Source organism: Streptomyces sp. Q2, from assembly GCF_056820935.1.
In genome coordinates, this window is record NZ_JBXEJE010000001.1 from 262,315 (window position 1) to 284,857 (window position 22,543).

The 22,543-nt window shown below is 68.9% G+C and carries 22 protein-coding genes, 1 tRNA gene and 1 pseudogene; 16 read left to right on the forward strand and 8 right to left on the reverse strand.

Going from position 1 to position 22,543, the window contains the following annotated elements:
• Positions 1-108: 108 nt before the first annotated feature.
• Entirely contained in the window at positions 109-570 is a 462-nt protein-coding gene (locus ACWBNA_RS01200; RefSeq protein WP_482701342.1) for a GntR family transcriptional regulator, read from the forward strand.
• Position 571: 1 nt separating this feature from the next.
• Positions 572-1,138 carry an HD domain-containing protein gene (locus tag ACWBNA_RS01205; protein ID WP_482701343.1) on the forward strand — a complete coding sequence of 189 codons (567 nt, stop codon included), beginning with the start codon at positions 572-574 and terminating at the stop codon, positions 1,136-1,138.
• On the opposite strand, the gene ACWBNA_RS01210 is transcribed toward ACWBNA_RS01205, so the two are convergent.
• The gene (locus ACWBNA_RS01210; RefSeq protein ID WP_482701345.1) at positions 1,126-1,599 is read right to left on the reverse strand and encodes an NUDIX domain-containing protein; all 474 of its coding nucleotides are present in this window, start codon (positions 1,597-1,599) and stop codon (positions 1,126-1,128) included. The two genes, ACWBNA_RS01205 and ACWBNA_RS01210, sit on opposite strands and share 13 nt — an antisense overlap.
• A gap of 2 nt (positions 1,600-1,601) precedes the next feature.
• Positions 1,602-2,360 (reverse strand): helix-turn-helix domain-containing protein, encoded by a 759-nt coding sequence (locus ACWBNA_RS01215; RefSeq protein WP_482701347.1) that lies wholly within the window; start codon positions 2,358-2,360, stop codon positions 1,602-1,604.
• 905 nt (positions 2,361-3,265) lie between these two features.
• Here ACWBNA_RS01215 and ACWBNA_RS01220 point away from each other — a divergent pair.
• From ACWBNA_RS01220 to ACWBNA_RS01255, 8 genes and pseudogenes are all read left to right on the forward strand, one after another.
• Positions 3,266-3,535: a DUF6284 family protein gene (locus ACWBNA_RS01220; RefSeq protein ID WP_482701349.1), complete on the forward strand. Its 270-nt coding sequence runs from the start codon at positions 3,266-3,268 to the stop codon at positions 3,533-3,535.
• A 14-nt stretch (positions 3,536-3,549) separates the two neighbouring features.
• Positions 3,550-3,822 carry a DUF6303 family protein gene (locus ACWBNA_RS01225; RefSeq protein ID WP_482701351.1) on the forward strand — a complete coding sequence of 91 codons (273 nt, stop codon included), beginning with the start codon at positions 3,550-3,552 and terminating at the stop codon, positions 3,820-3,822.
• Positions 3,819-4,832 (forward strand): DUF2637 domain-containing protein, encoded by a 1,014-nt coding sequence (locus tag ACWBNA_RS01230; protein WP_482701353.1) that lies wholly within the window; start codon positions 3,819-3,821, stop codon positions 4,830-4,832. Before ACWBNA_RS01225 ends, ACWBNA_RS01230 begins: the two co-directional genes overlap by 4 nt.
• Complete coding sequence (locus tag ACWBNA_RS01235; RefSeq protein ID WP_482701355.1) at positions 4,829-5,659, forward strand: phosphoadenosine phosphosulfate reductase; 831 nt, start codon at positions 4,829-4,831, stop codon at positions 5,657-5,659. Before ACWBNA_RS01230 ends, ACWBNA_RS01235 begins: the two co-directional genes overlap by 4 nt.
• A gap of 67 nt (positions 5,660-5,726) precedes the next feature.
• On the forward strand, positions 5,727-6,224 hold the full coding sequence (locus tag ACWBNA_RS01240) for a hypothetical protein (protein ID WP_482701357.1): 498 nt from the start codon (positions 5,727-5,729) through the stop codon (positions 6,222-6,224).
• Positions 6,225-6,243: 19 nt separating this feature from the next.
• Complete coding sequence (traA, locus tag ACWBNA_RS01245; RefSeq protein WP_482701359.1) at positions 6,244-6,807, forward strand: plasmid transfer protein TraA; 564 nt, start codon at positions 6,244-6,246, stop codon at positions 6,805-6,807.
• A gap of 54 nt (positions 6,808-6,861) precedes the next feature.
• A complete protein-coding gene (gene traB / locus ACWBNA_RS01250; RefSeq protein ID WP_482701687.1) occupies positions 6,862-8,865 on the forward strand; it encodes a plasmid transfer protein TraB in 2,004 nt (667 codons plus the stop codon).
• Positions 8,866-9,047: 182 nt separating this feature from the next.
• Positions 9,048-9,496, forward strand: a pseudogene (locus ACWBNA_RS01255) (hypothetical protein).
• 41 nt (positions 9,497-9,537) lie between these two features.
• Here the strand turns inward: ACWBNA_RS01255 and ACWBNA_RS01260 are convergent.
• Together ACWBNA_RS01260 and ACWBNA_RS01265 are read right to left on the reverse strand one after the other, a co-directional pair.
• Positions 9,538-10,116 (reverse strand): hypothetical protein, encoded by a 579-nt coding sequence (locus tag ACWBNA_RS01260; RefSeq protein ID WP_482701361.1) that lies wholly within the window; start codon positions 10,114-10,116, stop codon positions 9,538-9,540.
• Positions 10,117-10,140: 24 nt separating this feature from the next.
• Entirely contained in the window at positions 10,141-11,085 is a 945-nt protein-coding gene (locus ACWBNA_RS01265; RefSeq protein WP_482701363.1) for an HNH endonuclease, read from the reverse strand.
• 102 nt (positions 11,086-11,187) lie between these two features.
• On the opposite strand from ACWBNA_RS01265, the gene ACWBNA_RS01270 reads away from it, so the two are divergent.
• The 5 genes from ACWBNA_RS01270 to ACWBNA_RS01290 all read left to right on the forward strand — a co-directional run bounded on the left by ACWBNA_RS01270 (position 11,188) and on the right by ACWBNA_RS01290 (position 17,195).
• On the forward strand, positions 11,188-11,889 hold the full coding sequence (locus tag ACWBNA_RS01270) for a class I SAM-dependent methyltransferase (RefSeq protein ID WP_482701365.1): 702 nt from the start codon (positions 11,188-11,190) through the stop codon (positions 11,887-11,889).
• On the forward strand, positions 11,886-12,500 hold the full coding sequence (locus ACWBNA_RS01275) for a methyltransferase domain-containing protein (RefSeq protein WP_482701367.1): 615 nt from the start codon (positions 11,886-11,888) through the stop codon (positions 12,498-12,500). Before ACWBNA_RS01270 ends, ACWBNA_RS01275 begins: the two co-directional genes overlap by 4 nt.
• On the forward strand, positions 12,497-13,327 hold the full coding sequence (locus ACWBNA_RS01280; protein WP_482701369.1) for a bifunctional DNA primase/polymerase: 831 nt from the start codon (positions 12,497-12,499) through the stop codon (positions 13,325-13,327). The genes ACWBNA_RS01275 and ACWBNA_RS01280 overlap by 4 nt, the downstream gene beginning before the upstream one ends.
• A gap of 2 nt (positions 13,328-13,329) precedes the next feature.
• Positions 13,330-14,805, forward strand: coding sequence for an ATP-binding protein (locus tag ACWBNA_RS01285; RefSeq protein ID WP_482701689.1), 1,476 nt, complete (start codon positions 13,330-13,332; stop codon positions 14,803-14,805).
• Positions 14,806-15,686: 881 nt separating this feature from the next.
• Positions 15,687-17,195 (forward strand): LacI family DNA-binding transcriptional regulator, encoded by a 1,509-nt coding sequence (locus tag ACWBNA_RS01290; RefSeq protein WP_482701371.1) that lies wholly within the window; start codon positions 15,687-15,689, stop codon positions 17,193-17,195.
• Between the two features lie 119 nt (positions 17,196-17,314).
• Here the strand turns inward: ACWBNA_RS01290 and ACWBNA_RS01295 are convergent.
• The 3 genes from ACWBNA_RS01295 to ACWBNA_RS01305 form a co-directional block, all read right to left on the reverse strand.
• A tRNA-Pro gene (locus tag ACWBNA_RS01295) sits at positions 17,315-17,388 on the reverse strand.
• 34 nt (positions 17,389-17,422) lie between these two features.
• Entirely contained in the window at positions 17,423-18,208 is a 786-nt protein-coding gene (locus ACWBNA_RS01300; RefSeq protein WP_482701373.1) for a Pr6Pr family membrane protein, read from the reverse strand.
• A gap of 93 nt (positions 18,209-18,301) precedes the next feature.
• Positions 18,302-19,228, reverse strand: coding sequence for a metallophosphoesterase (locus ACWBNA_RS01305; protein ID WP_482701375.1), 927 nt, complete (start codon positions 19,226-19,228; stop codon positions 18,302-18,304).
• Positions 19,229-19,322: 94 nt separating this feature from the next.
• Here ACWBNA_RS01305 and ACWBNA_RS01310 point away from each other — a divergent pair, with 94 nt between their 5' ends.
• Positions 19,323-19,787 (forward strand): GatB/YqeY domain-containing protein, encoded by a 465-nt coding sequence (locus ACWBNA_RS01310; protein ID WP_482701377.1) that lies wholly within the window; start codon positions 19,323-19,325, stop codon positions 19,785-19,787.
• Positions 19,788-20,092: 305 nt separating this feature from the next.
• Here ACWBNA_RS01310 and ACWBNA_RS01315 read toward each other — a convergent pair whose 3' ends face one another.
• The gene (locus ACWBNA_RS01315) at positions 20,093-22,342 is read right to left on the reverse strand and encodes a transglycosylase domain-containing protein (protein WP_482701379.1); all 2,250 of its coding nucleotides are present in this window, start codon (positions 22,340-22,342) and stop codon (positions 20,093-20,095) included.
• Positions 22,343-22,543: the final 201 nt, after the last annotated feature.

Here is a 22,543-nt window from a genome sequence, read left to right on the forward strand (position 1 = left end):
ACGCCTACCCGTGGGGAGCGGGACGGGTAGACGACGGCACAGTGTCCACTTGGGTCGATGCTCATGGGAGTCTGGCAGTGACGACTGGCGAACGGAGAGGGAGAGCGAGTGTCGCAGCAGGCCAACCCTCGGGGAACCTTCCTGAAAGTTGCCGACTCCGTGAAGAGGCAGATCGAGGACGACCCGGACATGGCGGAGCTGCCGTCTCTGGCTGAGGTCATGCGCGACCACAAGGTCTCGCGGGGGGTTGCCCTCCGTGCGTTCGGCGTGCTGCGTCAGGAGGGCGTGGCCGAGCCGGTACCGGGCGAGCGGTGGCGCGTCGTACGCGCGGGGGCGCGAGTCGACCGGCGTCCGCTTGATCAGCGGGTGGCAGAGGTCATCGTGACTGACGGACTCAAAGCAGGGGAAGCGTTCCCGAGCACCTCCGTGCTGGCCGAACGGTTCGGAGTGTCACGCCCGACCGTGACCAAGGCGCTGGAAAAGTTGGAGGCCGCCGGTGTGCTGGCGGGTGGAGGACAAGGCAAGGTGCGGACTGTCCGCGCCGCGCCGGCGCGAGAGGGGCGTTCGTAACTTGTCGACGTTGACGGAGTGGGCCTATCCCCTGGCTGAGTCCCTGCTTGCTGAGCCGTTGCCACGGCGCTGGCAGCACTGCTTGGGCGTTGCCGAGAGGGCACGCACGATCGCGCTCATCCTCGACCAGGACGCGGACCTGTTGGAGGCCGCCGCCGTGTTGCATGACATCGGCTACGCGCCGGACCTTGCCAAGACGGGATTTCACCCGCTGGACGGTGCGCGGTACCTCCGGGACGTCGCCGATGCCGACGAACGGGTGACCAACCTGGTGGCTCACCACTCCTGCTCATGGCTTGAGGCAGAGTCACGCGGGCTGCACGCGGAACTGGTCGGAGAGTTCCCCCGCGAGAGCGAGCACCTGAATGACGCGCTCTGCTACTGCGACATGAACACCACTCCAGACGGCACGCCGACGAACCCCGTTGACCGGATCGACGAGATCACCGGGCGCTACGGGCCGGACAGCCTGATCGGTAAGTTCATCCGCCGGGCCGAACCGGAGATCCTCGACTGCACATGCCGCGTCCTTGAACGAGTCGCCGCCGCGAAGCGTCAGCCGATGTAGGGCGCCGTCCGCGTCCGGTCCATGGCGTGCTCGATCCGGAGCCGCATCGTGGGGTGGATGTCCAGCTTCTCTAGGTCCGCTGGGTCGACCCAGCGGACCTGCGTCGTCTCGTTGCTCGTACGCACCTCACCGCCCACCGGCCGCGCGCGGAAGCAGATGCTGAACTGCTGCCGTATCTCCCCGTCGTCGTACTGCATCACGTGACCCGGGTCGGTGTAGATCCCGGACATGTCGACAACTTCGGCCCTGATGCCGGTCTCTTCCCAGACCTCTCGGACCACCGTGTCACTGATGGACTCGCCCACGTCGTGGCCACCGCCGGGTAGTGCCCAACGTCCGTTGTCGGATCGCTGAATTATGAGCACCTGCCCCGCATCGTTTTGGACGAACGCGACGACGGAGGGCACTACCGAGTTGGCCGGCGGGGCGTCCGGGTCGTGCAAGTAGTCGATGCGTCCCATGCTCAAGCTCCCGTGATGTCATGCTCGGTTACTGGCCTGGCGCCTTCCCAGGTCTGCTCAACGCTATTGGCAAAGGTGTGGAACAAGCCGCCACCGGGGACCTGCCGCAGGTGGAACACAGGCGCCATGTAGGCGCCGATGCCGTACACGTGCGTGTTGGCCAACATCTCGTCATCAGCGCGGTAGATCGAGTTGTAGAGCACCGTGTCGTGCAGGCGAAAGGTGATCTCGGGGTGGCTGGTGAACAGCGGGCGGTAGTTGATGAGCGCGTTGCGGATCTTGCCGCCCATGATGCGATGCCCTTCGTCGATCCCGCGCCGGATGACGGCCTCACACTCTGGATCGCCCATGAGGACTCGGATGCGAACACCGCTCTCGGCCTTCTCCTTCAATGACGAGAAGAAGAGAGGGTCTTCCGCGAGGTAGATGCCGGCGTACACGAGGATGTCGATGCACTCGGTGGCGCGCTCGCACATCTCCCGCCAGAGTTCTGACGGCACGACGTGCCGATGAGGGTAGGCGGTCACGATCTCGGCCTTGCTCAGGTCAGTTGCGGAGTCCTGAGTCCGGGAGTCCTCCCAAAGCGTCGTCACGTCCACCTTGAGCGCCGCCGCCGTTGCGTACTGGTGGCGCCTGTAGGGCACCTTGCCCTGCGTGATCCAGCGCTCAACGGTCTTTGAGTTGACCTGGATCTCTTCCGCGAGGCTCTGAACGGTCATGCCACGGGCTAACAGGGCTGATCGCAACCGCTCGTTGGGCATCTGTACCCCCTCGTGGGACATCTAGGGACCTCTTGACGGTAGTTAGCCGATCGAGAGCTGTCCATGCAGGGGGTGACCAAGTCCCCTGACCTGGGGCGATCCTGATTGTGCGCCAAGAAGTCCCGGCGCAAAACCAAGAGGTTCCGTCGCTGTACTTGACGGCCCCCCATGCAGTACCTGTAAAACAGGTACTGCACTCGCTGAACGGAACAACTCGGCGGAAGAGGCTCATGCCGCACGTGCTTGAAAACTGAACAGTGATCGTGCGGGGCTGACGCGAGAGCGGCGGTCACGGCAGGCGCCTAGGGCGAGGGTCCGGGGGCAAACCGCCGCGATGGACGAAGCTCTCCCCCTACGCGCCTGGCAGGCGCCACCCGATCTCGGGTGTGGGGAAGTACAGCGGGGCCCCAACGCACGTGGCGGCAAGAGTGAGACCGCCCCCGCGGCGACCGGGTGATGTCGTTGGCGGCATGTTCAACCACCGGCTCCGGAGAACGCCCTGCACCCTGGGGGCGCCGCCCGGTGTGGGCCGCCCTGCTGGCGTCAGAGCAGTGACGATGACGCACCCGACATCCCCGGCTCGGGACCGGTCCGCCGCGCAACGGCGTACCGGTGAAGCCGTGTCCCTGCGATTCGCGGGAGGTCGGCATGGGCCGACGACATACCAGGACGCCGCCGCGATGGACCGGCCGGCGGCGCCCTCCTTCTTCCGGTCCGTCCTGGCTTCGCAACCTCTGACGTTGCGGCCGGCTGCCTCTCCCGCCCGTACCTCGTTCCGCGCTTGCGGCCGGGGGACGGGCGGGAGCGCGGGGAGCCGGATCTTCCGACTTCAACGGCGTGAGCCCCCGGAGGTGCAACTCCGGGGGCTCTGTTCGGGCCGTTCACCTGTGAGAGGACCACGACCCATGAACCCCATCGTCACTGTTCAGGAAGCCGTTACCGCGTTCGCCGACTTCATCGAGCCGACGGATGCCGAGCTGGACGCGATCGACCGGGAGATGCCGGTCATCCTCGCGGACATCGACCTGCTCGACGCGCACATCGCGACCCTGGGCCGCACCCCGACCGAGCTGGACGAGCGCCGACTGCGCCGGGCCCGCCGCCGGGCGCTGGCCGCGCGGGTGGGGCTGACCAACCTGTCCGCCACGGCCACGGCCACGGGGGTCGGGGCGTGAGGGCGCCAGAGTTCATGGCACAGATGTCCGTGTTCAAGGGCCGGTGGCGGCTGTACGTGGTGCTGCTCGACACCACCGACCCGTGGCCCGAGCACGACTTCGACCGGGCCGCGCCGGTGCCGACGTTCACGGAGCGCTCAGAAGCGCTCAGCGTGCTCGGGTTCGAACCGGTACCGGGTGCTGAGTGGGAGTGGACTGAGGACAGCGACAACCCCGATGACCCTGCCTCGCCGGTGGTGCTGATTGCCGCTGTGCGGGTGCGTTCATGGACGGGGGCGGGCGCGTGAACGCTGTTCAGATCCGTTCAGCCGAGCGGGCATTGTCCGTCGGGACGTGGCTGATCGTGGCGGGCGCCATGCTCTATTCGATCCTCACCGTCACCCCGCTCGCGGCCGCACACACGCCCGATGAGTGGGACTGGACGGCACCAATCCTGCCGCTGGTGGTCGATGCCGCGGTCGTCATCGTGGTCCGTCTCGATTCCGTGCTGGCCCGCCTGGGAGGGCACGGCGGGAAGTGGCCGATCGTGCTGCGCTGGATGACCGGCTGCATGACGCTGGCCCTGAACGTCGCGGACTCCGCGCTGCAAAACGACCTGGTGGGCGTGGCCGTCCATGCGGTCGCGCCGCTGCTGCTGATCGTCACCGCGGAAACCGGTCTGGCCTACCGGCGCGCCATCACCGCCGCCGTCACCGCCCTGGAGGAGCGGCAGCGCACGGAGCGGGAGGCGCGGGAGCAGGCCGCGGCCGAGCGCCGTGAGGCTGCCGCACGCCGGGCCCGTGAGGACCGCGAGCATGCCGCGCTGCTGGCGCGTGAACAGCGCGAGCACGAGGCCCACCTGCTGCGTGAGCAAGCCGAGCGGGAGGAGCGGGCCCGCCGCGAGGAGCGCGAGCGCGACGAGGCCCGGGAGAGGGCCGAGCGCGAAGAGCGTGAACGCCGTGAACATGAGCGTGAACAGCTTCGGTTGGCCCGTGAACGCCACGAGCGCGAGGAGGCCGAGCGGCGCGAGCGGGAGCGGCTGGCGCGCATCGAGCGTGAACGCAGTGAACGGGCCGAGCGCGAGGAGCGGGCCGAGCGTGAACGCGCCGCCCTGCTGGCCGCCGGACCCGCCATCGAGAAGCACCCCGAGGACCGGGCCCGCGCGACCGTCCAGGCCGCGTTTGAAGCCGGTCTGGCAGTGCGGGCGGCTGCCGAGCTGTGCGGTTGGTCGGTCGGGTGGGTCTCCACCCGCTACCAGGAACTCCGCGACGCCGGTCACCCGGCGTCCGTGCCTGCACTGGAAGGAGCAAGCGCATGACGTCTTCCCGAACCACTGCGGAGCCGGTCAAGGCATTCAGCTTCGGGGGCGGGGTGCAGTCGACGACCGCCCTGGCGCTGGCCGCGCTGGGGGAGTTGGACTACCGCACGTTCATCTTCGCCAACGTCGGTGACGACTCCGAGAAGCCTGCCACCCTGCGCTATGTCGAGCAGTACGCACGTCCCTTCGCCGAAGCCCATGGGCTAGAGCTGGTCACCGTCGGCCGGGTGCGCCGCGATGGCACCGGCGAGACCCTCTATGGGCGTATCACTCGGGAAGGCTCGCGCTCGCTTCCGATCCCGGTGCGGCTGTCCCCCAGCGGGGCGCCGGGCACCCGGGCCTGCACCGGCGACTTCAAAATCAAGGTCATCGGCAAGGAGCTCAAGCGGCGGGGTGCGAGCCGTACCAACCCGGCCACGGTCGGCATCGGCATCAGCCTCGATGAAATCGGCCGGGCGAATAAGCGGCGCTGCGAGCCGTACGAGCAGATCGAATACCCGCTGCTCGAACGCGGTATCCGCCGGGCCGACTGCCCCCGCATCCTGCACCGCGCCGGGCTGCCGGTGCCGCCGAAGTCGGCGTGCTGGTTCTGCCCGTTCCACCGGCCGGAGAACTGGCACGACATGCGCCGCGAAGAGCCCGAGCTGTTCGCCAAGGCCTGCGACCTCGAAGCGCTCCTTAACCGGCGCCGTGACGCGCTCGGCAAAGACCACGTGTACCTCACGCGCCTGCTCAGGCCGCTGGCCGAAGCGATCCCGGACGGCGTGGACACGCTGCCGTTCGACGAGTGGGACTCCGGCTGTGACTCCGGCTGGTGCATGACCTGACCAGCTCCCGCGCTCTTGAGGAACAGCGCCTCACACGAATCCACCTCACCCACCTGGGAGTTTCGCTGTGTCCAGTCGTACCCGTACCCGCAAGGTCAGGACCGCCGCCGGCGTCCACACCGTCCAGCTCCCGCGCCAGCGCGGGCGCCGCTCGCAGCCGTTCGTGGTCGTCGTCCCCGAACACCCCTCGCTGACCCGCGAGGCGCTCGGGTTCGTGGGCCGCGGCCTGTGGATGGCCCGCCACGCACTCGCCCCCACCGGCATCGCCCTCCTGTCCCTGGCCGTCACCGGCCTGCTCCACGTCATCGCCTGGTGGTCCGCGCTCGTGCTCGCCCCCACGGCCATCGCGCCGCTGGTGTGGTTCGCCGTCGTCCAGCGCTCTCGCCCCGCGCAGGGCTCAACGCTCGCTTGGCGTATCGCGCTGGCCTGGTTCGCCACCCTCGCGTTCACGTGGGCCGCGTTCGCCGCGGGGTTCGGACCGTGGGCCGGTCCGCTGCCGCTGCTCTGGCTGCTCACCCTGATCGTCGTCCAGACCGCGTGGCTCATCGTCCGCCGTACCCACTGACCCGAGGAGACATCGTCTGATGGCACCCCCGACGCGCAACGGCAACGGCCGCAACGGCGCCGCCACGAACGGTGCGAACAACAACAATGGCAAGGGCAACAAGTTCGCCAACGCGGGCGCCGCCGCGGGCGGTTTCGTCGGTGCGATGGGCGGCTCGTTCGTCCCGCCGATCAACGTCACCGTCAACAACAACCGCAACCGGAGCCAGGCCGGCGGCCGGTCGGGCAACCAGTCCCTGTTGCCTGCGCCGGAGTTCACCTCTCCTGCGCATGTGCGGAACTACTGCAACACCCTGCGGGCGGCCGGCGTGACGCTGTCCATCGAGGTGGCCATGGCCGCCGAGATCCTCGACAGCGTCCTGGCTGCCGTACCGGACCCGGAGGGCCGCGCGTTCGGTTCTCGCATCCGGGCCCGGAAGGTGACCCGCAAGCTGCGCAAGTCCGCCGACAGCCTGCGCGACGCCGCAATGAACGCCGCCGCCTGCTACTCCGCGTTCCAGCAGGAGTTCGAGGAAGAGATCAACCGGGTGCGGCACCGCGCCCGCAAGCCCCAGCAGCCGGTCATGAACTGGGCTCAGCAGTAAGGAGGTTCGCCGATGAGCAGGAACCGAAGCAGCACCACCGCCTACCCCGACGGCATGCCCGGCTACGTCATGGACCCGCACGGCGGACCTGAGAACGGCACCGTCCGCGCGTACCTGCTGCACAAGGCCAAGCCGCATCTGCCGCCGTGGCTCGGCTGGGCCGGTACAGGTCTGGTCGGGGCGGTGGGGCACTGGCGGTGGCCGGACAACGCCGCCGCCGGCGTCGGCCTCACCCTGGCCTCCGTGGCACTGACCGGCGTCACCTGGTGGGCGGGCAAGAACACCAGCCAGCAACGCCGCCTGCACTCGGCCGTCACGGTCGCGTGCGGCTCGGCATGGGTGACCGCCGCCTGCCTCGCCGGCCCGACCGCCGGGCCGGTAGACGACCTCTACCTGATGGGCGGGCCCGCAGTCGCCCTGTCCTGGAACATCCGGATGGGCCTGCGCCACAACACCGACGGCACCTCGGGCAGTTCGGACGGCGGCCTGCTGGAGAAGGTGGGGTTGGCGCGGGCGCAGATCGGGGCGGCGAAGGTGGAGCCGAACCGGGTCACCGCGCCGCTCGCGCTCCAGCCGGGTGAGCAGACGAACGAGGACGTCACCAAGGCGCTGGCCCGGATCGCGTCCGCGCTGGATCTGCCGACGTCCGCCATCCGCTACACCCCGGACGCAGGGTCCGCGCGGCGCGGCGAGCTGGTCATCGTGCCCGAAGACATGCTCTCCGAAGTGGTGGAGTGGGAGGGCCCCTCCAACCTGGGGGGCTCGATCGCTGAGCCGCTGGTCATCGGCCGCTACGACGACGGCTCCGCGCTCGTCATGTGGCTGCCCGGCGACCCGGACGTGGGCCGTAACTCCACCCACGGCTTGATCGCAGGCCAGTCCGGATCGGGCAAGGGCGATGCCGCCCTCAACCTCCTCACCGAGGTCCTCTCCCGCCGGGACGTCATCGTCTGGTTCTCCGACCCCAAAGCCTTCCAGGACTTCGCACCCCTGCGGGCCGGCCTGGACTGGGCTGCGGAGGGCGGCTCACAGACCGAGGTACTGGTCGCGGCCGTCGAGGCGGTCATCCCCGCCCGTACCCGCTGGCTCGGTGCCCACGGCTACCGCCAGTGGGTTCCCGCCGCGGCCGAGGTGCAGAACGACCCGGCCCACTCCTGCCGCACCGACGGAAGCGCCTGTGGCTGCGCAGGGATGCCGTTCCTGGTCGCCTGGTTCGAGGAGGCCGCCAACACCCTGCGCAACCTGGGCGACGACGCGTTCACCGGCATCGCCCAGGAGGCCCGCTCCGCGGGTGTCTCCCTGATCGTGTCGTTGCAGCGCCCCTCCTACGACCAGATGTCCACCTCCACCCGCGCCTCCCTCCCGTCCGTGATCGCGCTCGGCTGCGACCCGCGCGACGAGGGATTCTCGCTGCCGGAGACGGTCATCGACGCGGGCGCGCATCCGGGTGCGTGGGGCAACCGGCGACCCGGCTACTGCTACATGGTCTCGCCCGGTATCGAAGAGGACCGCTACTCCTCACCGGGCCGCACTCAGCGCTTCACCATCCGCGCCGTGCCGGTCATGGAACGCCTCGCCGCATGGGCGCAAGCCAACGGCGCGGTCGCCGACCCGATCACCGCCGGCGCGGCCTCTTCCGTGGCCGGACGCGCTTACACCGGCCGACCCGCTGCCGACGAAGACGGCCAGCAGCCGACCGGGCTGCGGGTCGTTCGCGAAGAGGAGGACGACATGGACGACACCGGACCCCTGATCGACCCCGAGGCCGAGCTTCCCGAGTCGGAGGAGGGCGACGACGCTCCGATTTTTGGCGAAGAGGAGGGCCGCAAGCCGAATCCGGAGGAAGCCCGCCGGCTGTTCGCTGCCGCGCTGGCCGAGTTCGAGGAAGCGGGCCAGATGATCGTGGGCCCGAAGGACTTCATGGACTGGTGCGACCGCAACCACCTCTCCCGACCGTGGGTCTCGGCACGCCTCAAGGAGGCGGCGATCGAGGGCCGGTTGGAGCCGACGAGTGCCACCGGCCGGTGGCGCATCGTCCCCACCCCGAAGGCTGCCTGACACCAGCCTGACGCCTGACACCGTCACGGCCCCCTGACACCCAAACCCCTAGGCAAACCAGGTGTCAGAAACGCGTGACGCCCCTTCGTGACACCCCCTGACACCACTCGCCTGACACCCACCCGCACGGGCCCGCACCACCTCTGTGGCGCGGGCCCGCGGGGTACCCGGAAGGATTACCCATGTCCCCCTCCGAACGGCCCGCGGCCGTCGACGTCCACCATCCCGTTCCGATCACCGCCTACCCGCCCGCCGGCCCCTCGTGTCGGTCCAGCCGGACCCGGCGTCCGCGGTGCAGACGATCGTGCTGCCCAACGGCCACGTCGTCACCGGCTACGCCCTCACCCCCGCGCCCGCCCCGGCACCCGCCGACGCGCGCCCGACCGTCTCCCGCACTGCGGTGAACATCGCACTCGGAGGCATCGGGTTCGGCGCGGTGTGCGGCGGCCTGGTCCTGCTCACCGCGTTCATCGCCGCCCTCACCGCGTTCATCACCCAGCTCATCACCCTCGCCGCGGTCATCTTCGGAGGCTGGATCGCCGTACAGATCTTCGGCACGGGCCGCCACAGCGGCGGTACCACCGTCAACATCGGCAAGGCGGTGATCAAGCGCAGTCACTTCCACGGCTGATCAGACGTGTACTGACTACTGATCGGGCGCCGCCCTGACCGTTAGAGGGCGCCGTCGCCTGGCGGCACTGCCAGGGAGTTGGCCAGTCCCAGGTCCGCGCGCATAACGGCGCGCATCTCTTCCCACCGCTCCCAGATCCACACTAGGTACTCCCCGATGACTTCGAAGGTGTCGCCCTCATCGGGAATGCCCTCTTCCAGGCACATGATCCGGCGGTATCCCTGGGACAGTAACTTGCCGACGTCATCGAGCTGGGCAAGCACCGCAGGAGAGGCCACCATCTGGGCTTCGGCGAGCGCGGCGTGGCCTGCGTGGCGGGCGGCTTCCAGTTGCTCCCTGAGTGCCTCAGTCACGCGGTCACGGCGCACGTGCCACAGGTAGTTCATCTGCTCGGTGCGGTAACGGCGGTAGGCCGCATTCGTCGTGATGTAGCAGGCGCGGCGGAGCGCGAGTTCGGCCTGCTGCTGTTCGCGGTCCCACTGGGCCTGGGTGGCCTGCTGCTGCCGCCCGAACTCCGCTTCCTGCGTCTTCGCCCCGGATCGCTGCGCAAGCACCGGGGCCAGCAGGGTTCCGGTGACACCCACGACAGCGGCGACCAGCGCGATGGCAGTGCTTCCCACAGCATCCCCCCAGCGTCGTGTCGGCTAGGCGTCGGCCCGGTGCGCGTTCCAGTGCGCCGCTAGCCACACCCGGTGTTCGGGCCGCAGGTCGAAGACGAGCGGCTTGCCGTGGAGTTCGGCGTAGACCGGATAGGCGTCCAGCTCCGGGGCGGTGTCGAGCAGGCCCGTTTCCGGGTCGACGGCGATGCGGCCTTTGTCGAACAGGGTGTGCAGGTCACGGCGCAGCAGCAGCCCACCGAAGTCGTGGTGCTCACCGCTTTCGGCGAAGCTGTACAGGTGGGCCGCTTCCAGTACTTCGGCGGGGGCCGGTCCGCTGATGGCGCACTGCTGGCCCTGCTCTGCCAGCAGGGCGGCCCTGAATGCCGCCTGACCCACCCGGGTGCGGACCTTCGCGAACCGGTGGCCGCCCGCGATGGGTACCCGCCTGTGCTGCTGGCCGGACAGCCCGGACACGGCGTCCGCGTTCAGCCGTCCGGTTGCCAGCAGCGCATTTTGCAGCTTCTCCCAGCGGGCGGGGCGCATGCTCAGCTGTGAGTTCGGCGAGTCACACAGGCTGCGCAGTTGCGCCCCGCTCAGCAGGCCGCGCGCGTCAACCCAGCGTCGGCCGTAGCGGGACAGGTAGGTGGTGACCGGTTCCACCTTCTGCCCCGGTGTGTCGAAGGTGGCCCCGCACTGGTTGCAGCGGCAGGCCGGCGTCAGCCGCGACCGCCGCTTGAAGTCGGCCTTCTTGCACTGGGGGCAGAAGTACCGGGTCTTGTCCTCGGTGTCGGTCTCGATGCTGTCGATGGCCGAGACGCCGATCAGTTCCCGCTTGTCCCACAGCGCAACGACGTCCCCCTCGGCCAGACGGGCGTGGTTGGGAACCGTGCTGTCCCAGCGGTAGTACTCGCGCGGGTTGTCCTCGTAGCCGTCGTTCCCGCCGTGCTGGCGGGCATCGCCCACGCTCAGCAGCAGCCACGCGTTCGTCATTGCGCCCCCTCCTCAACCCACAAACCGGGGCAGCCGCCCTCTCGGCAAAAGACCGCGGCTGCCCCTCACCCCAGCTCAACCACAGAACTGGAGAGGTCAAGCATGACCCAACCCACTGACATCCGGCACCGGACGGGCCAACTCCCGCGCCTGTTAGACCTGTTCTGCTGCCAGGGCGGCGCCGGCATGGGCTACCACCTGGCCGGCTTCGACGTCGTGGGCGTCGACATCGCCTCACAGCCGCGCTATCCCTTCACCTTCATCCAGGCCGACGCGGTCACGTTCGTCCTGGAGCACGGCTCAGAGTTCGACTTCGTCCACGCCTCGCCGCCGTGCCAGCACGACAGCGAGTGCCAGCGCATCCAGGGCAACCGGCATCCCGACCTGATCGCGCCCACACGTACCGCGCTGGAGAGCACCGGGCGACCGTGGGTGATGGAGAACGTGCGCGGCGCGGTGCCTAAACTGCACGCTCCGGTGATGCTGTGCGGGCAGATGTTCCGCCTGGCCAACTACCGCCACCGCTACTTCGAGACCGGCGGCGGCTTCACCCTCGACCAGCCCGGGCATCCCGCGCACCTGGTGCCGCAGGCCAAGATGGGACGGCCCGTCCTGCCCGGCCACTACGGCCAGTTCGTCGGCAACTTCTCCGGCGTCGACCTCGCCCGCCGCGTGCTGGGGGTGCCGTGGATGAACCGCGACGGCATCCGCGAGTGCATCCCGCCCGCCTACACCCAGTTCATCGGCCAAGCCGCCCTCGCCCACCTGACCGTGCCCGCACGGGTGCTGGGGGCGGCGGCATGAGCGCGCGCGTGCTGCCGCGGCGGCGGCCGAACGGGTTGCGGGTGCTGGACCTGTGCTGCGGAGCGGGGGGCCTGTCCATGGGCTACTACCTCGCCGGGTTCGACGTCGTCGGCGTCGACAACCGCCCGCAGCCCAACTACCCCTTCACCTTCCACCAGGCCGACGCCCTCACCTTCCCCCTGGACGGCTTCGACCTGATCCACGCCTCCTGGCCCTGCGAGCACTTCGCCAAAGTCACCGCCTGGCGCGGTCGGCACGACAACCACCCGGACCTCCTCACCCCCGGCCGTGCCCGGTTGAAAGCCTCCGGGCTGCCGTGGGTCATGGAGAACGTCCCCGAAGCACCGCTCAGGCCCGACTACCTGCTGTGCGGCACCCAGTTCGCCCTCAACATCCGCCGCCACCGCGCCTTCGAGACCTCCTGGGGAGGCGGTGGAGACCTTCTCCCGCCGTGCTGGCACCGCAAGGGCCTGTTGGCGTTCGAGCACAAGAACGAGCGCGCCTACGCGGACGCCATGGGCTGCATCTGGATGACCAACCTCGAAGCCCGCATGGCCGTACCCCCTGCGTACACCCAGTTCCTTGCCCTGGAAGGGAGGACCGCCGCATGACCACCACCCATTTGCACACCGCGCTGCAGCTCGCGGCGTCTGGCATCCCGTCCCTTCCCCTGCGGCCGGGAAAGGTGCCGTTCGGGAACTGCCGTGCCTGCGCCAAGAACGCGTGCGGCGGGCGCCCGCACATGAAGACCCCCGGCCCCTGCACCTGCCCCGCCCCCTGCCACGGCTGGGCCGCCGCCACCACCGACACCAGCGTCATCAACTCGCCGGCATGGGCGACCGCATGGCAGGGCGCCGCGGCGGTCGCCTACCACCCCGGCGGCGCCGGCCTGGCAGTCGTGGACTGCGACAACGCCGATGCCATCGCGTGGGCCCGCCAGACCCTGCCCGACACCCGGACCGTGCCCACGACCCGCGGCGAGCACTGGCTCTACCTCGGGACGATGCCGTCGGCCAACGGCGTGCGGCCCGGCGTGGACATCAAATCCACCATGTCCTACGCCCGCTGGCTCGGACCTGGCACCGGCACCATGGCGGCGCTGCCCGACGTCGTGCGCGCGCTCACCGCAGCCAAGCCCGCGGCCCCCGTACCCGTCAGGGTTCCCGCGCCGGTCGGGGGCGGGGAATGCCGCCACCGCACCCCCGCCTACCTCGAACGCGGGATCGCCATGGCGGAGCAGCGCATCACCGAGACGTCCAGCGGCGTGCACACGGCCGTGTACCGGACGTTCCTGGCCGTGCTCTCGACGCACGGCCGGTGCGGCTGCCTCACCGAGGATCACATCGCCCGCCTGTTCACCGCCGCGCAGGCCAAGGGCGAAACCGCCCGGCACTGCACGGACGCGTGGACCAACGCACGCACCACGTTGGGGCTTTGAGCATGGACGACGACGACAAGAACCCGGCCCGGAAGGTCATCGCGGACTACGCGCAAGAGCGCTTCCGCTACTTCCGCACCGCGGACGGCACCGTCTACGCACAGCGCAAGGGCCACCCCGTGGCCCGCCCGATCCGCTCCCAGGGCACCACCGGAAGCCACCGCCAAGAACTCATGGTCGGCCTGTTCAAGGACGGGCTCGGCACGTTCAACGGCACCGCGATGAAGGAGGCACTCGACTTGATCGAAGCACTCGCCCTCACCGAGCAGGTCCAGCCCGTCCACATCCGCGTCGCCCCCGGCTTGGACGGGGCCACCTGGCTGGACCTGGGCCGCAACGACGGCCAGTCCGTGCGCATCCACCCCACCGGCTGGGACATCCTCACCCCCGACCCGAGCGAGGTGTGCTGGCGGCGCACCCAGCTCACCGGCGAACTGCCCCTGCCCGCCAAAGACACCAACGGCAAGGGCATCGACCTGCTCTTTCGGCTGTGCAACTTCGCAGGCGCCGAAACCGAGTGCCTGGCCATGGCCTGGCTGATCGGCTGCCTGGAACCCTCCGTGCCTGTCCCCGCCCCCTTCCTCACCGGCCCCCAGGGCGCGGGGAAGTCCACCGGCGGGCGGATGCTGATCCGGCTCATCGAGGGCATGACGGGGGACCTGCGTCGCGCCCCGAAGGACGAGGACAACCTGATCGCGGCCGTGGCCGCGGGATGGGTCACCGCGCTGGACAACCTCTCCCACATGACCCCGGACCTGTCCGACGCCATGTGCTGCATCGTCACCGGAGCCGAGAGCGTCAAGCGCGCCCTGTTCACCGACGGAGACGTCTTCCGCGCCCGCTACCGCCGCCCCCTGCTCCTGACTGGCATCGACGTCGGTGTCATCCGCCCCGACCTCGCCGAACGCCTCCTGCCGCTCCGCCTGGAACGCCCGAAGGTGCGGCGCACCGAAGCGGAGCTGTGGGCGGAGTACGCGGAAGCCCTGCCCGTCATGCTCGGCTCCCTGCTGGACCTGACCGTCAAGGTCCGCGCCGCCACCGCCGTAACGCCGACGGACCTGCGGATGGCGGACTTCGCCCGCCTGTGCGCGCAGCTCGACGAAGCGATGGGCCTCGGAGCTTTGGCGGCCTACCGGGCCGGGCTGGACGACCTCAACGATGACGTCATCGAGGGCGACTTGCTCGCGCAGACCGTGCTCCAGTACGCGGCCGGCATGGAGCCCGGGGCGCAGGAGCGGATGACGTCCGCGGAGTGGCTGCACCTCCTCACCCGGCTCTACAGCGGCGAGGACTGCCGCCCGCTGCCCAAGGGGTGGCCGACCACCGGCAAGGTCCTCTCCGACCGGCTCAAGCGCCTTCAGCCCACCCTCGCTGCGCGCGGCCTGGTCGTGGACTGGGGACGCACCCGCGAGGCCCGCTACATCGAGCTCACCGAACCCGCCCCGACACCCGGGCCGCAACAGGAGCCCGCGTTCTGAACGCGAGGTCACCGCACAACAGCAAGAGGAGCACCCGTCCCGACGCGGTGATGGGTGCTCCTCTTGCTGTTCGGTGCGCAGCACCGCCCGAAGGACGTGCCGCGCAGCGGCTCCTTCTTCGCGCTCTGAGCCGCGCACAACAACAGACACCACCCCCTCTCTTTTCCTAAGTAGGGGAACGCTGCGTCACCTGCGTCACAGGCGACGGAAAACGGCCCCTGACCAGCCGGAAAGAGCGTGACGCAGAGCCGATCCGTCTGCGTCATCGTGCGTCACCTGCGTCACGCCACCGTGACGCAGGTGACGCGGCAGTGACGCACCCCTGCCGGGCTGTGTCACGGATTACCCCAGGTCAGGAGCCTGGATGACGCAGATGACGCTGTGACGCAGAAACCCGAACCTCGGACAGACGCGGGCCCGCCCGCCCTCTCCCCTGAACAAGCGATTCCTTCCTTCCCCGCCGAGGAGGCGTAGCTACATGAGCACTGCTCCGCGACTGGAACCCCCTGTACTTCCCTCCCTCTACCTGCCGAGCGATATCGCTGAGGCGCTCCACTGCTCGGAGTGGTGGGTGAAGGAGCAGGCCCGCAGGGGACGCATCCCCTTCACCAAGCCCGGGGGCAGCTACCGGTTCACAGCTGAGCACTTTGCAGAGATCATGCGCATCTTCGAGAGCCGTCCCGCCGAAAGCAGTAACGCGGTTGCCCCAGCCGTACCTGCACCGCGGCGCCGGGCACCCATAACGGCGGTGTCCGTCACCCCCTTGAAGTCAAGGACCCCGCGTAGGGCGCGGCAGAGTCAATCTCAGTCCGACGCCGCCTGATTCTTTGTGCCGCCCGGTCCCTCAGCCGGGCGGCACACGCGTTTGCTAGGAGATCAAGTTGGGTTACGCCGAGAACCTCGGCAGCTACTGGCGCGGCCGGTACAAGTTCGCGCCCGGCAAGTACGCCACTGTGCGCGATGCCGATGGTGACGCCATCCGGTTCCGGACCAAGGCGTCAGCAAAGAAGGCTGCGGACGCCGAGGAAGCGAAGCTGCTGGCCGGAACGAAGAAGGCGCCTCCCGAGCGGATCACTTTCGGCGCCTATGTGAACCGCTGGTACGCCGCGCAGGACTTGGCGGCGTCCACCATGCAGAACTACCGGCGGCACATCGAAGAGCACTTGTTCCCTGCGTTCGAGGATTTCGCCATTGCCGACATCTTGAGCACCGACATTGCCGCTTGGGAGAAGCGCGAACGCGCCGTTCCCTACGCGGCCACCAGCGTCAAGACATGGCGGGCGACACTGCACCTGATCCTTGCCGACGCCGTTGACGAGGGATTGCGCGATTCCAACCCGGCAACCAAGCGGCGCGGACGAGGGAAGCGCGCCGGCCGCTCTCGCAACCGTGGCCCGGAGAAGGCTGTCACCACGGCGCTCGGCATTCTGTTGCTCGCCGAAAGGATGGCGCTGCTGTCCGGCCGAGACGATGAGTTCGTTGGCGGCATCCTTAAGGGCTACACGGGCATGCGTTGGGGCGAGATCGTTGGCCTTGAGACCGAGTTCGTCCGGCCGAAGAGCATTCGCGTGGAGTGGCAGCTCTACGAGCTGGATACCGGCGAACTGCACCGTTGCCCGCCGAAGGACGACTCCTACCGGGACATTGACACCCCGGATTTCCTCGCTGCACTGGTTGCTGGCCACATCGCCCGGACGAAACCGAAGCCTTGTGAGTGCCACGGACTGGCCTACGTCTTCCGAGGTCACGGCGCCGCTAATGGCTCTGTGAGCCGCCCGGGAGCGAAGCTGGTCGACGTCGCTCGCCGCGCTGGCGTCTCGACGGGCACGGTGTCCAACGTCCTCAACCGTCCTGGCGCTGTGGCGGAGCCGACTCGCCTGAAGGTGCTGGAGGCCATCACCGATCTCGGGTACGTCCGTAACGCGGGAGCGGGGGAACTGGCCGCACACTGGCGGCGCTCGGGCTTCGCCACCTGGCTCTTTCGACCTGCCGCCACGGGACGGTACCCCGGACGCGGCAACCAAGAAGAGCACCCTGTACCGGTCGTTGCTGAGCCGTGGCCCGGGATTCCCGCACGTGGGCGAGGGGCCTCCAAGCGGGCTGAGGCGTGCTGGGTGCCGATCGCTCCTGGACTGACGCCGCACGGACTGCGCCATACGCACAAGACCCTGATGAGAGAGGTGGGAACCCCGCCGAAGTTGATGGACGAACGCATGGGTCACGAAGACGGCTCGGTGCAGTCCCGCTATGACCACATCACGGCTGGCATGCGGCAGGCGCTGATGACCGCGCTCACCGGAATGTGGGAGGAGGCGTTGGACGCGCGCCGGGCGATGAGCCCCGGCTCGCCCGTCGCTGCTCTGGATGCGCTGCTGATGGCTCGCGGGTAGGGCACTGGTCTGGAGGCGATTTCCAAGATCTTCTCCAGGATTTCTCCAGAGAGTCTCTGGAGAACAGTTCAGGCCCGGTGCTGATCTCTCAGCACCGGGCCTGAACTGGTGTTTTTCTGTCGGGGTGGCGGGATTTGAACCCACGACCTCTTCGTCCCGAACGAAGCGCGCTGCCAAGCTGCGCTACACCCCGATTGTCGCTGCTCGTCGCGGCGACGTCGTTTACTTTAGCCCACCGGTGGCTGGAGACGAAATCCGGTTTTCGTGCGGTTGTGGACGGGGTTCGGGCGGGTGTGGTCGAGGGCCACGAGGAGGACGGCGAGGGCGTAGAAGGTGAGGCCGAGGAGGAGGGCGTTGGCCAGGACGCTCTTGTAGCCGTGGAGGTCCACGTCCAGGAACGGGTAGAGGTAGCGGCCCGGGGTGCCCGGTGGGATCAGTTCGCCGCGGGTCAGGGAGAAGGCCAGGTAGGTGAGGGGGTAGAGGAGCCATGTGGTGGCCTGGCGGAGGTGCAGGCGGCCGGGTGGGGTCAGGAGAAGCCAGTCCAGGAGGGCCGCGAGGGGGACCACCGTGTGGAGGATCTGGTTGGTGATCGCGTGCCAGCCGGAGGAGCTGGCCGCCTCGCCCGTCAAGGGGAACGGGTTCGACTGGTTCGCCGGGAGCAGGTGGTACACCAGGCCCGTGATCGTGACGTAGAGGAGGGCCGCGCCGGTCAGGGCGGACGGCAGGGGGTGGCGGGCCGACCACGCCCGGCGGGCCGAGGCCACCATGACCAGCGCCAGCAGGATGCTGCTCTGGATCGTGAAGTGGCTCAGGATCCGGACCGGACTGCCGAGGAGCAGGTCGATCGTCACCGCCGTGGCCGCCACCAGGGCGACGAGCAGGCGGTAGACGGCAGCCAGGGGGCGGCGTACGCGGGGCACCACCGCCCTGGCGGGAACGGACGAGGGCAGCAGCGCGGGCATACCCGGGAGTGCGGGCAGGTCCGGGATGTCCCTGGGTATCGGGGCGGTCATGCCCTCACCCTAGGCAGGGCCGACAAAAGGGGCGATACGGGCGGTCCGTGTGGGTTAATCCGCCCGGGGCGACCCGGGTCGACCGGTCAGGTGTTACTCCCGCCCCACCAGCGTCAACAGTGTCGCCTCCGGCGGGCACGCGAACCGCACCGGCGTATAGCGGTTCGTACCGCAGCCCGCTGAGACGTGGAGGTACGACGTACGACCCTCCGCCGTGTGCGTGGACAGGCCCTTCACGCGGTCCGTGTCCAGGTCGCAGTTGGTGACGAAGGCGCCGTAGAAGGGGAGGCAGAGCTGGCCGCCGTGGGTGTGGCCGGCCAGGATCAGGGGGTAGTCGTCGGCTGTGAAGGAGTCGAGCACGCGGAGGTACGGCGCGTGCACCACGCCCATCGAGAAGTCGGCGCCGCCGGACGGGCCGCCCGCCACCTGCGGGTAGCGGTCCCGCTTGATGTGCGGGTCGTCCAGGCCGGTCAGCTCGATCGAGGCGCCCTCGATCTTCAGCATGCCCCGGGTGTTGGTGAGGTTCAGCCAGCCCGCACCGTCGAAGGCGTCCCGCAGGTCCTCCCACGGATTGTGGATCGCGTTCACGGCGGGCGCGTTGCCGTTCAGGCCGTGACGGCCCTGGGCCTTCTCGAACAAGTACCGGGCGGGGTTGCGGAGTTTGGGGCCGTAGTAGTCGTTGGAGCCGAAGACGTACGCGCCCGGGAAGTCCAGCAGCGGGCCGAGCGCGTCCAGTACCTCCGGCACGCCCTCCGGGTCGGAGAGGTTGTCGCCCGTGTTGATCACGAAGTCCGGGCGCAGGCCGGCCAGCGAGCGCAGCCAGCGCTGTTTCTTGCGCTGGCCGCCGACCATGTGGATGTCGGAGACCTGGAGCACGCGCAGGGGGCGCATACCGGCGGGGAGGACGGGAACGGTCACCCGTCGGAGGCGGAAGGAGCGGGCTTCGAAGCCCGCCGCGTACACCAGACCGGCGGTGCCTGCCGCCACGATTCCCAGGGGTACTCCATATCGCGAGCGCATGCGTCCATCGTGTCAGACCCGGCGAGTGCCACGTGCCCCACCGCCCGTTAAATGAACGGGCGTACGGGATGCGACACCTGCGACAATCAGATCCATGACCACGCTCAAGTCGAAGTTGCAGGAAGACCTCAACGCCGCGATCAAGGGGCGCGACGAGCTCCGCTCCTCGACGCTCCGGCTGACGCTCGCCGCGATCACCAAGGAGGAGGTCGCGGGCAAGACCAAGCGCGAGCTCTCCGACGACGAAGTGCAGAAGGTGATCACCCGCGAGGCGAAGAAGCGTCGCGAGGCCGCGGACGCGTTCGCGCAGGGTGGTCGTGCCGAGTCGGCCGAGCGGGAGAAGGCGGAGGGCGAGGTCCTCGCCGCGTATCTGCCCCAGCAGCTCGGCGACGAGGAGCTGAACGCCATCGTCGCCCAGGCCGTCGAGGAGGCGAAGGCGGCCGGCGCCGAGGGGCCGCGGGCCATGGGGGCCGTCATGAAGATCGTGAACCCGAAGGTCGCGGGCCAGGCCGAGGGCGGGCGCGTCGCCGCCGCGGTCAAGAAGCTCCTGGCGGGCTGACGATCCGGGCCGGTGAGGTACGGCCCCACGGCCCGGTGAGTGAGGCACGGCCCATGGCCCACAGCCCGGGTGGTACGGCCCCACGGCCCGGTGAGGCACGGGCCCGGACTTCACGACCCGCCCGCTGAGACACGGGCCCGGGCTTCCCGATCCGGGCCCGCTCGGCATCATCGGAATCATCGGAAGCGGTCACGGGCCCTCGGGCCGCTGAGACACGGTCCCCACAACACGAACGGCCCCTTTCCCCTCGTACGACATGCATCCGTACGGGAGAAAGGGGCCGCGCCCGTTCTCAGGTCATCGTGTCAGTCGCGGCCGCCGTTGCCGTTGCCGTTCCCCTGGAAGAAGCCCTCCGGGATGGAGAAGGAGGGCGTCGGGAAGGTGCCGCCGCCGTCGCCGTTGTCCCCGTCGTTGTCGCCGTTCCCGTTTCCGTTGCCATTCCCGTTGCCGTTGCCGTTTCCGTCGCCGTCTCCGCGGTCCTTGTCGAGGTCCGGGATGTTGACGAGGTTGAAGGACTCGGTGGTCTTGCCCTCCAGGGCGCCGGTCATGGCGTCCTTCCAGATCGGGCCCGGGACCTCGCCGCCGTAGACGAGCGGGCGGTAGACGCCGCCGATCGTGATGTTCTTCATCTTGACCTTCTGGGTGGCACTGCCGACCCAGACGGCGCCCGACATGTTCGGCGTGTAGCCGACGAACCAGGCGTTCTTCCGCTCGTCGGTCGTACCCGTCTTACCGGCGCTCTGGCGGTCGGTGAGGCCGGCCTGGCGACCCGTACCGGAGTCGACCACGCCCCGCAGGAGCGTGTTGACCGTGTCCGCGGTCTTCTCGCTCATCGCCCGCGAGCACGTGGACTTCGGCACCTCCATCGACTTCCGCTCGTCGCCGACCTTCTGCGTGATCGACTCGATGGCGACCGGCGAGCAGTACATGCCCCGGGAGGCGAACGTGGCGTAGGCGCTCGCCATCGTCAGCGGGGACAGGCCCACCGAGCCCAGCGCGATGGCGGGCCGCTCCGGCAGCTTGGTGCCGTTGCCCTGCCTGACGTGCAGCTTGTCGGTCATGTTGACGACCGGGCACAGACCGATGTCGGAGATCATCTGCACGAAGTAGGTGTTGACCGACTTCGCCATCGCCTCCTTCAGCCGGTACGGCCCGACCTCGGAGGTGGCCTCGTTCGAGACCTTGTCGCCGTCCCGGTTGGTCCACGGCGAGCTGTCACAGGTCTGGACGGGGCTCGGGTACTCCATCTCGTACGGCGACGAGTACTCCTGCGTCGCCGGCCGGCCCTCCTCCAGGGCGGCCGCCGCCACGAACGGCTTGAACGTCGAACCGGTCGGGAAACCGAAGTTGGAGCCGCCGTAGGCCGCGTCGACCGAGTAGTTGTACTCGGTCTCGTTCTTGCCGTAGCCGTACGGCTTCGACTGGCCCATCGCGACGATCTTGCCGGTGCCGGGCTCGACGAGGGTGGACGCCGCGGCGACCTTGTCGCTCTGGTTGATGTGGTCCTTGAGCGACTCCTCGACCGAGTTCTGTGCCTGCGGGTCGAGGGTCGTACGGATCGTCAGGCCGCCCTGGTTCCAGGTCTTCGCCCGCTCCTCGCGGGACTTGCCGAAGACCGGGTCGCTGAGGAAGACCCGCTCCACGTACTTGCAGAAGAAGCTCGCGCCCTGGACGGCCGTGATGCAGCCGTTCTTGGGCTGGCTGATCTTGAGGCCGAGCGGCTGCTCCATGGCCTTGGACGCCTCGGCCTGGGAGACGTCGCCGACCTCGGCCATGCGCCGCAGCACGGTGTTGCGGCGCTTGGTGGCCTCGGTCTCGTCGTTGATCGGGTCGTACCGGCTGGGCGACTGGACGATGCCGGCGAGGAGGGCCGACTCCTGGAGGTTGAGGTTCTTCGCGGACTTCGAGAAGTAGCGCTGAGCGGCGGCCTCGACGCCGTAGGCCTGCTGGCCGAAGAACGTGATGTTCAGGTAGTTCTCGAGGATCTTCTTCTTGCCGAGTTCCTCTTCGACCTGGATCGCGTACTTCAGTTCCTTGATCTTGCGGCCGAGGGTCTGCTGGGTGGCCTGCGCGACCTTCGTCGGGTCGTCGCCGGCCTCCTCCACGAAGACGTTCTTCACGTACTGCTGGGTGAGCGTCGAGGCGCCCTCCGAGACCCCGCCGGTCTGCGCGTTCTTGTTGAGGGCCCGCAGCACGCCCTTCAGGTCGATCGCGCCGTGCTGGTAGAAGCGGGAGTCCTCGATCGCGACGATCGCCTTCTGCATGTACGGCGAGACGTTCTTCAGGCCGACCACCGTGCGGTCGCGCGAGTAGACGGTGGCGAGCTGGCCGCCGTCGGCGTCGAGGATGGTCGTGCGCTGGCTCAGCGGCGGCGTCTTCAAGTTGGCCGGGAGCTCGTCGAAGCTCTCCACCGACCCCTTGGCCGCGAGACCCAGCGCACCGGCCGCGGGCAGCGCGATGCCGGCCATGACGGCTCCCGCGAGCACACTGACACCGAGGAACTTGGCGGCCTGCTGCGTGGAGGACAGACCACCGCCCGAGCGCTTGTTTGGCATGGGGGCAGCCTACGTTCTCATTCGCCGGACACGCGTATATGCCTTGGCCTAAGCTGCTCTCAACTGTCACAGCCGTAGGGCTACGTATCAATACGTCCGGCGACCGCGAATCGTTCCGGCGGTTCCCCAACTTTTTTGACGGGGACGTGTCCGAATCCACCTCGTGTGTCACCTGGTGCCCGTTGTGACGCAATACAACCG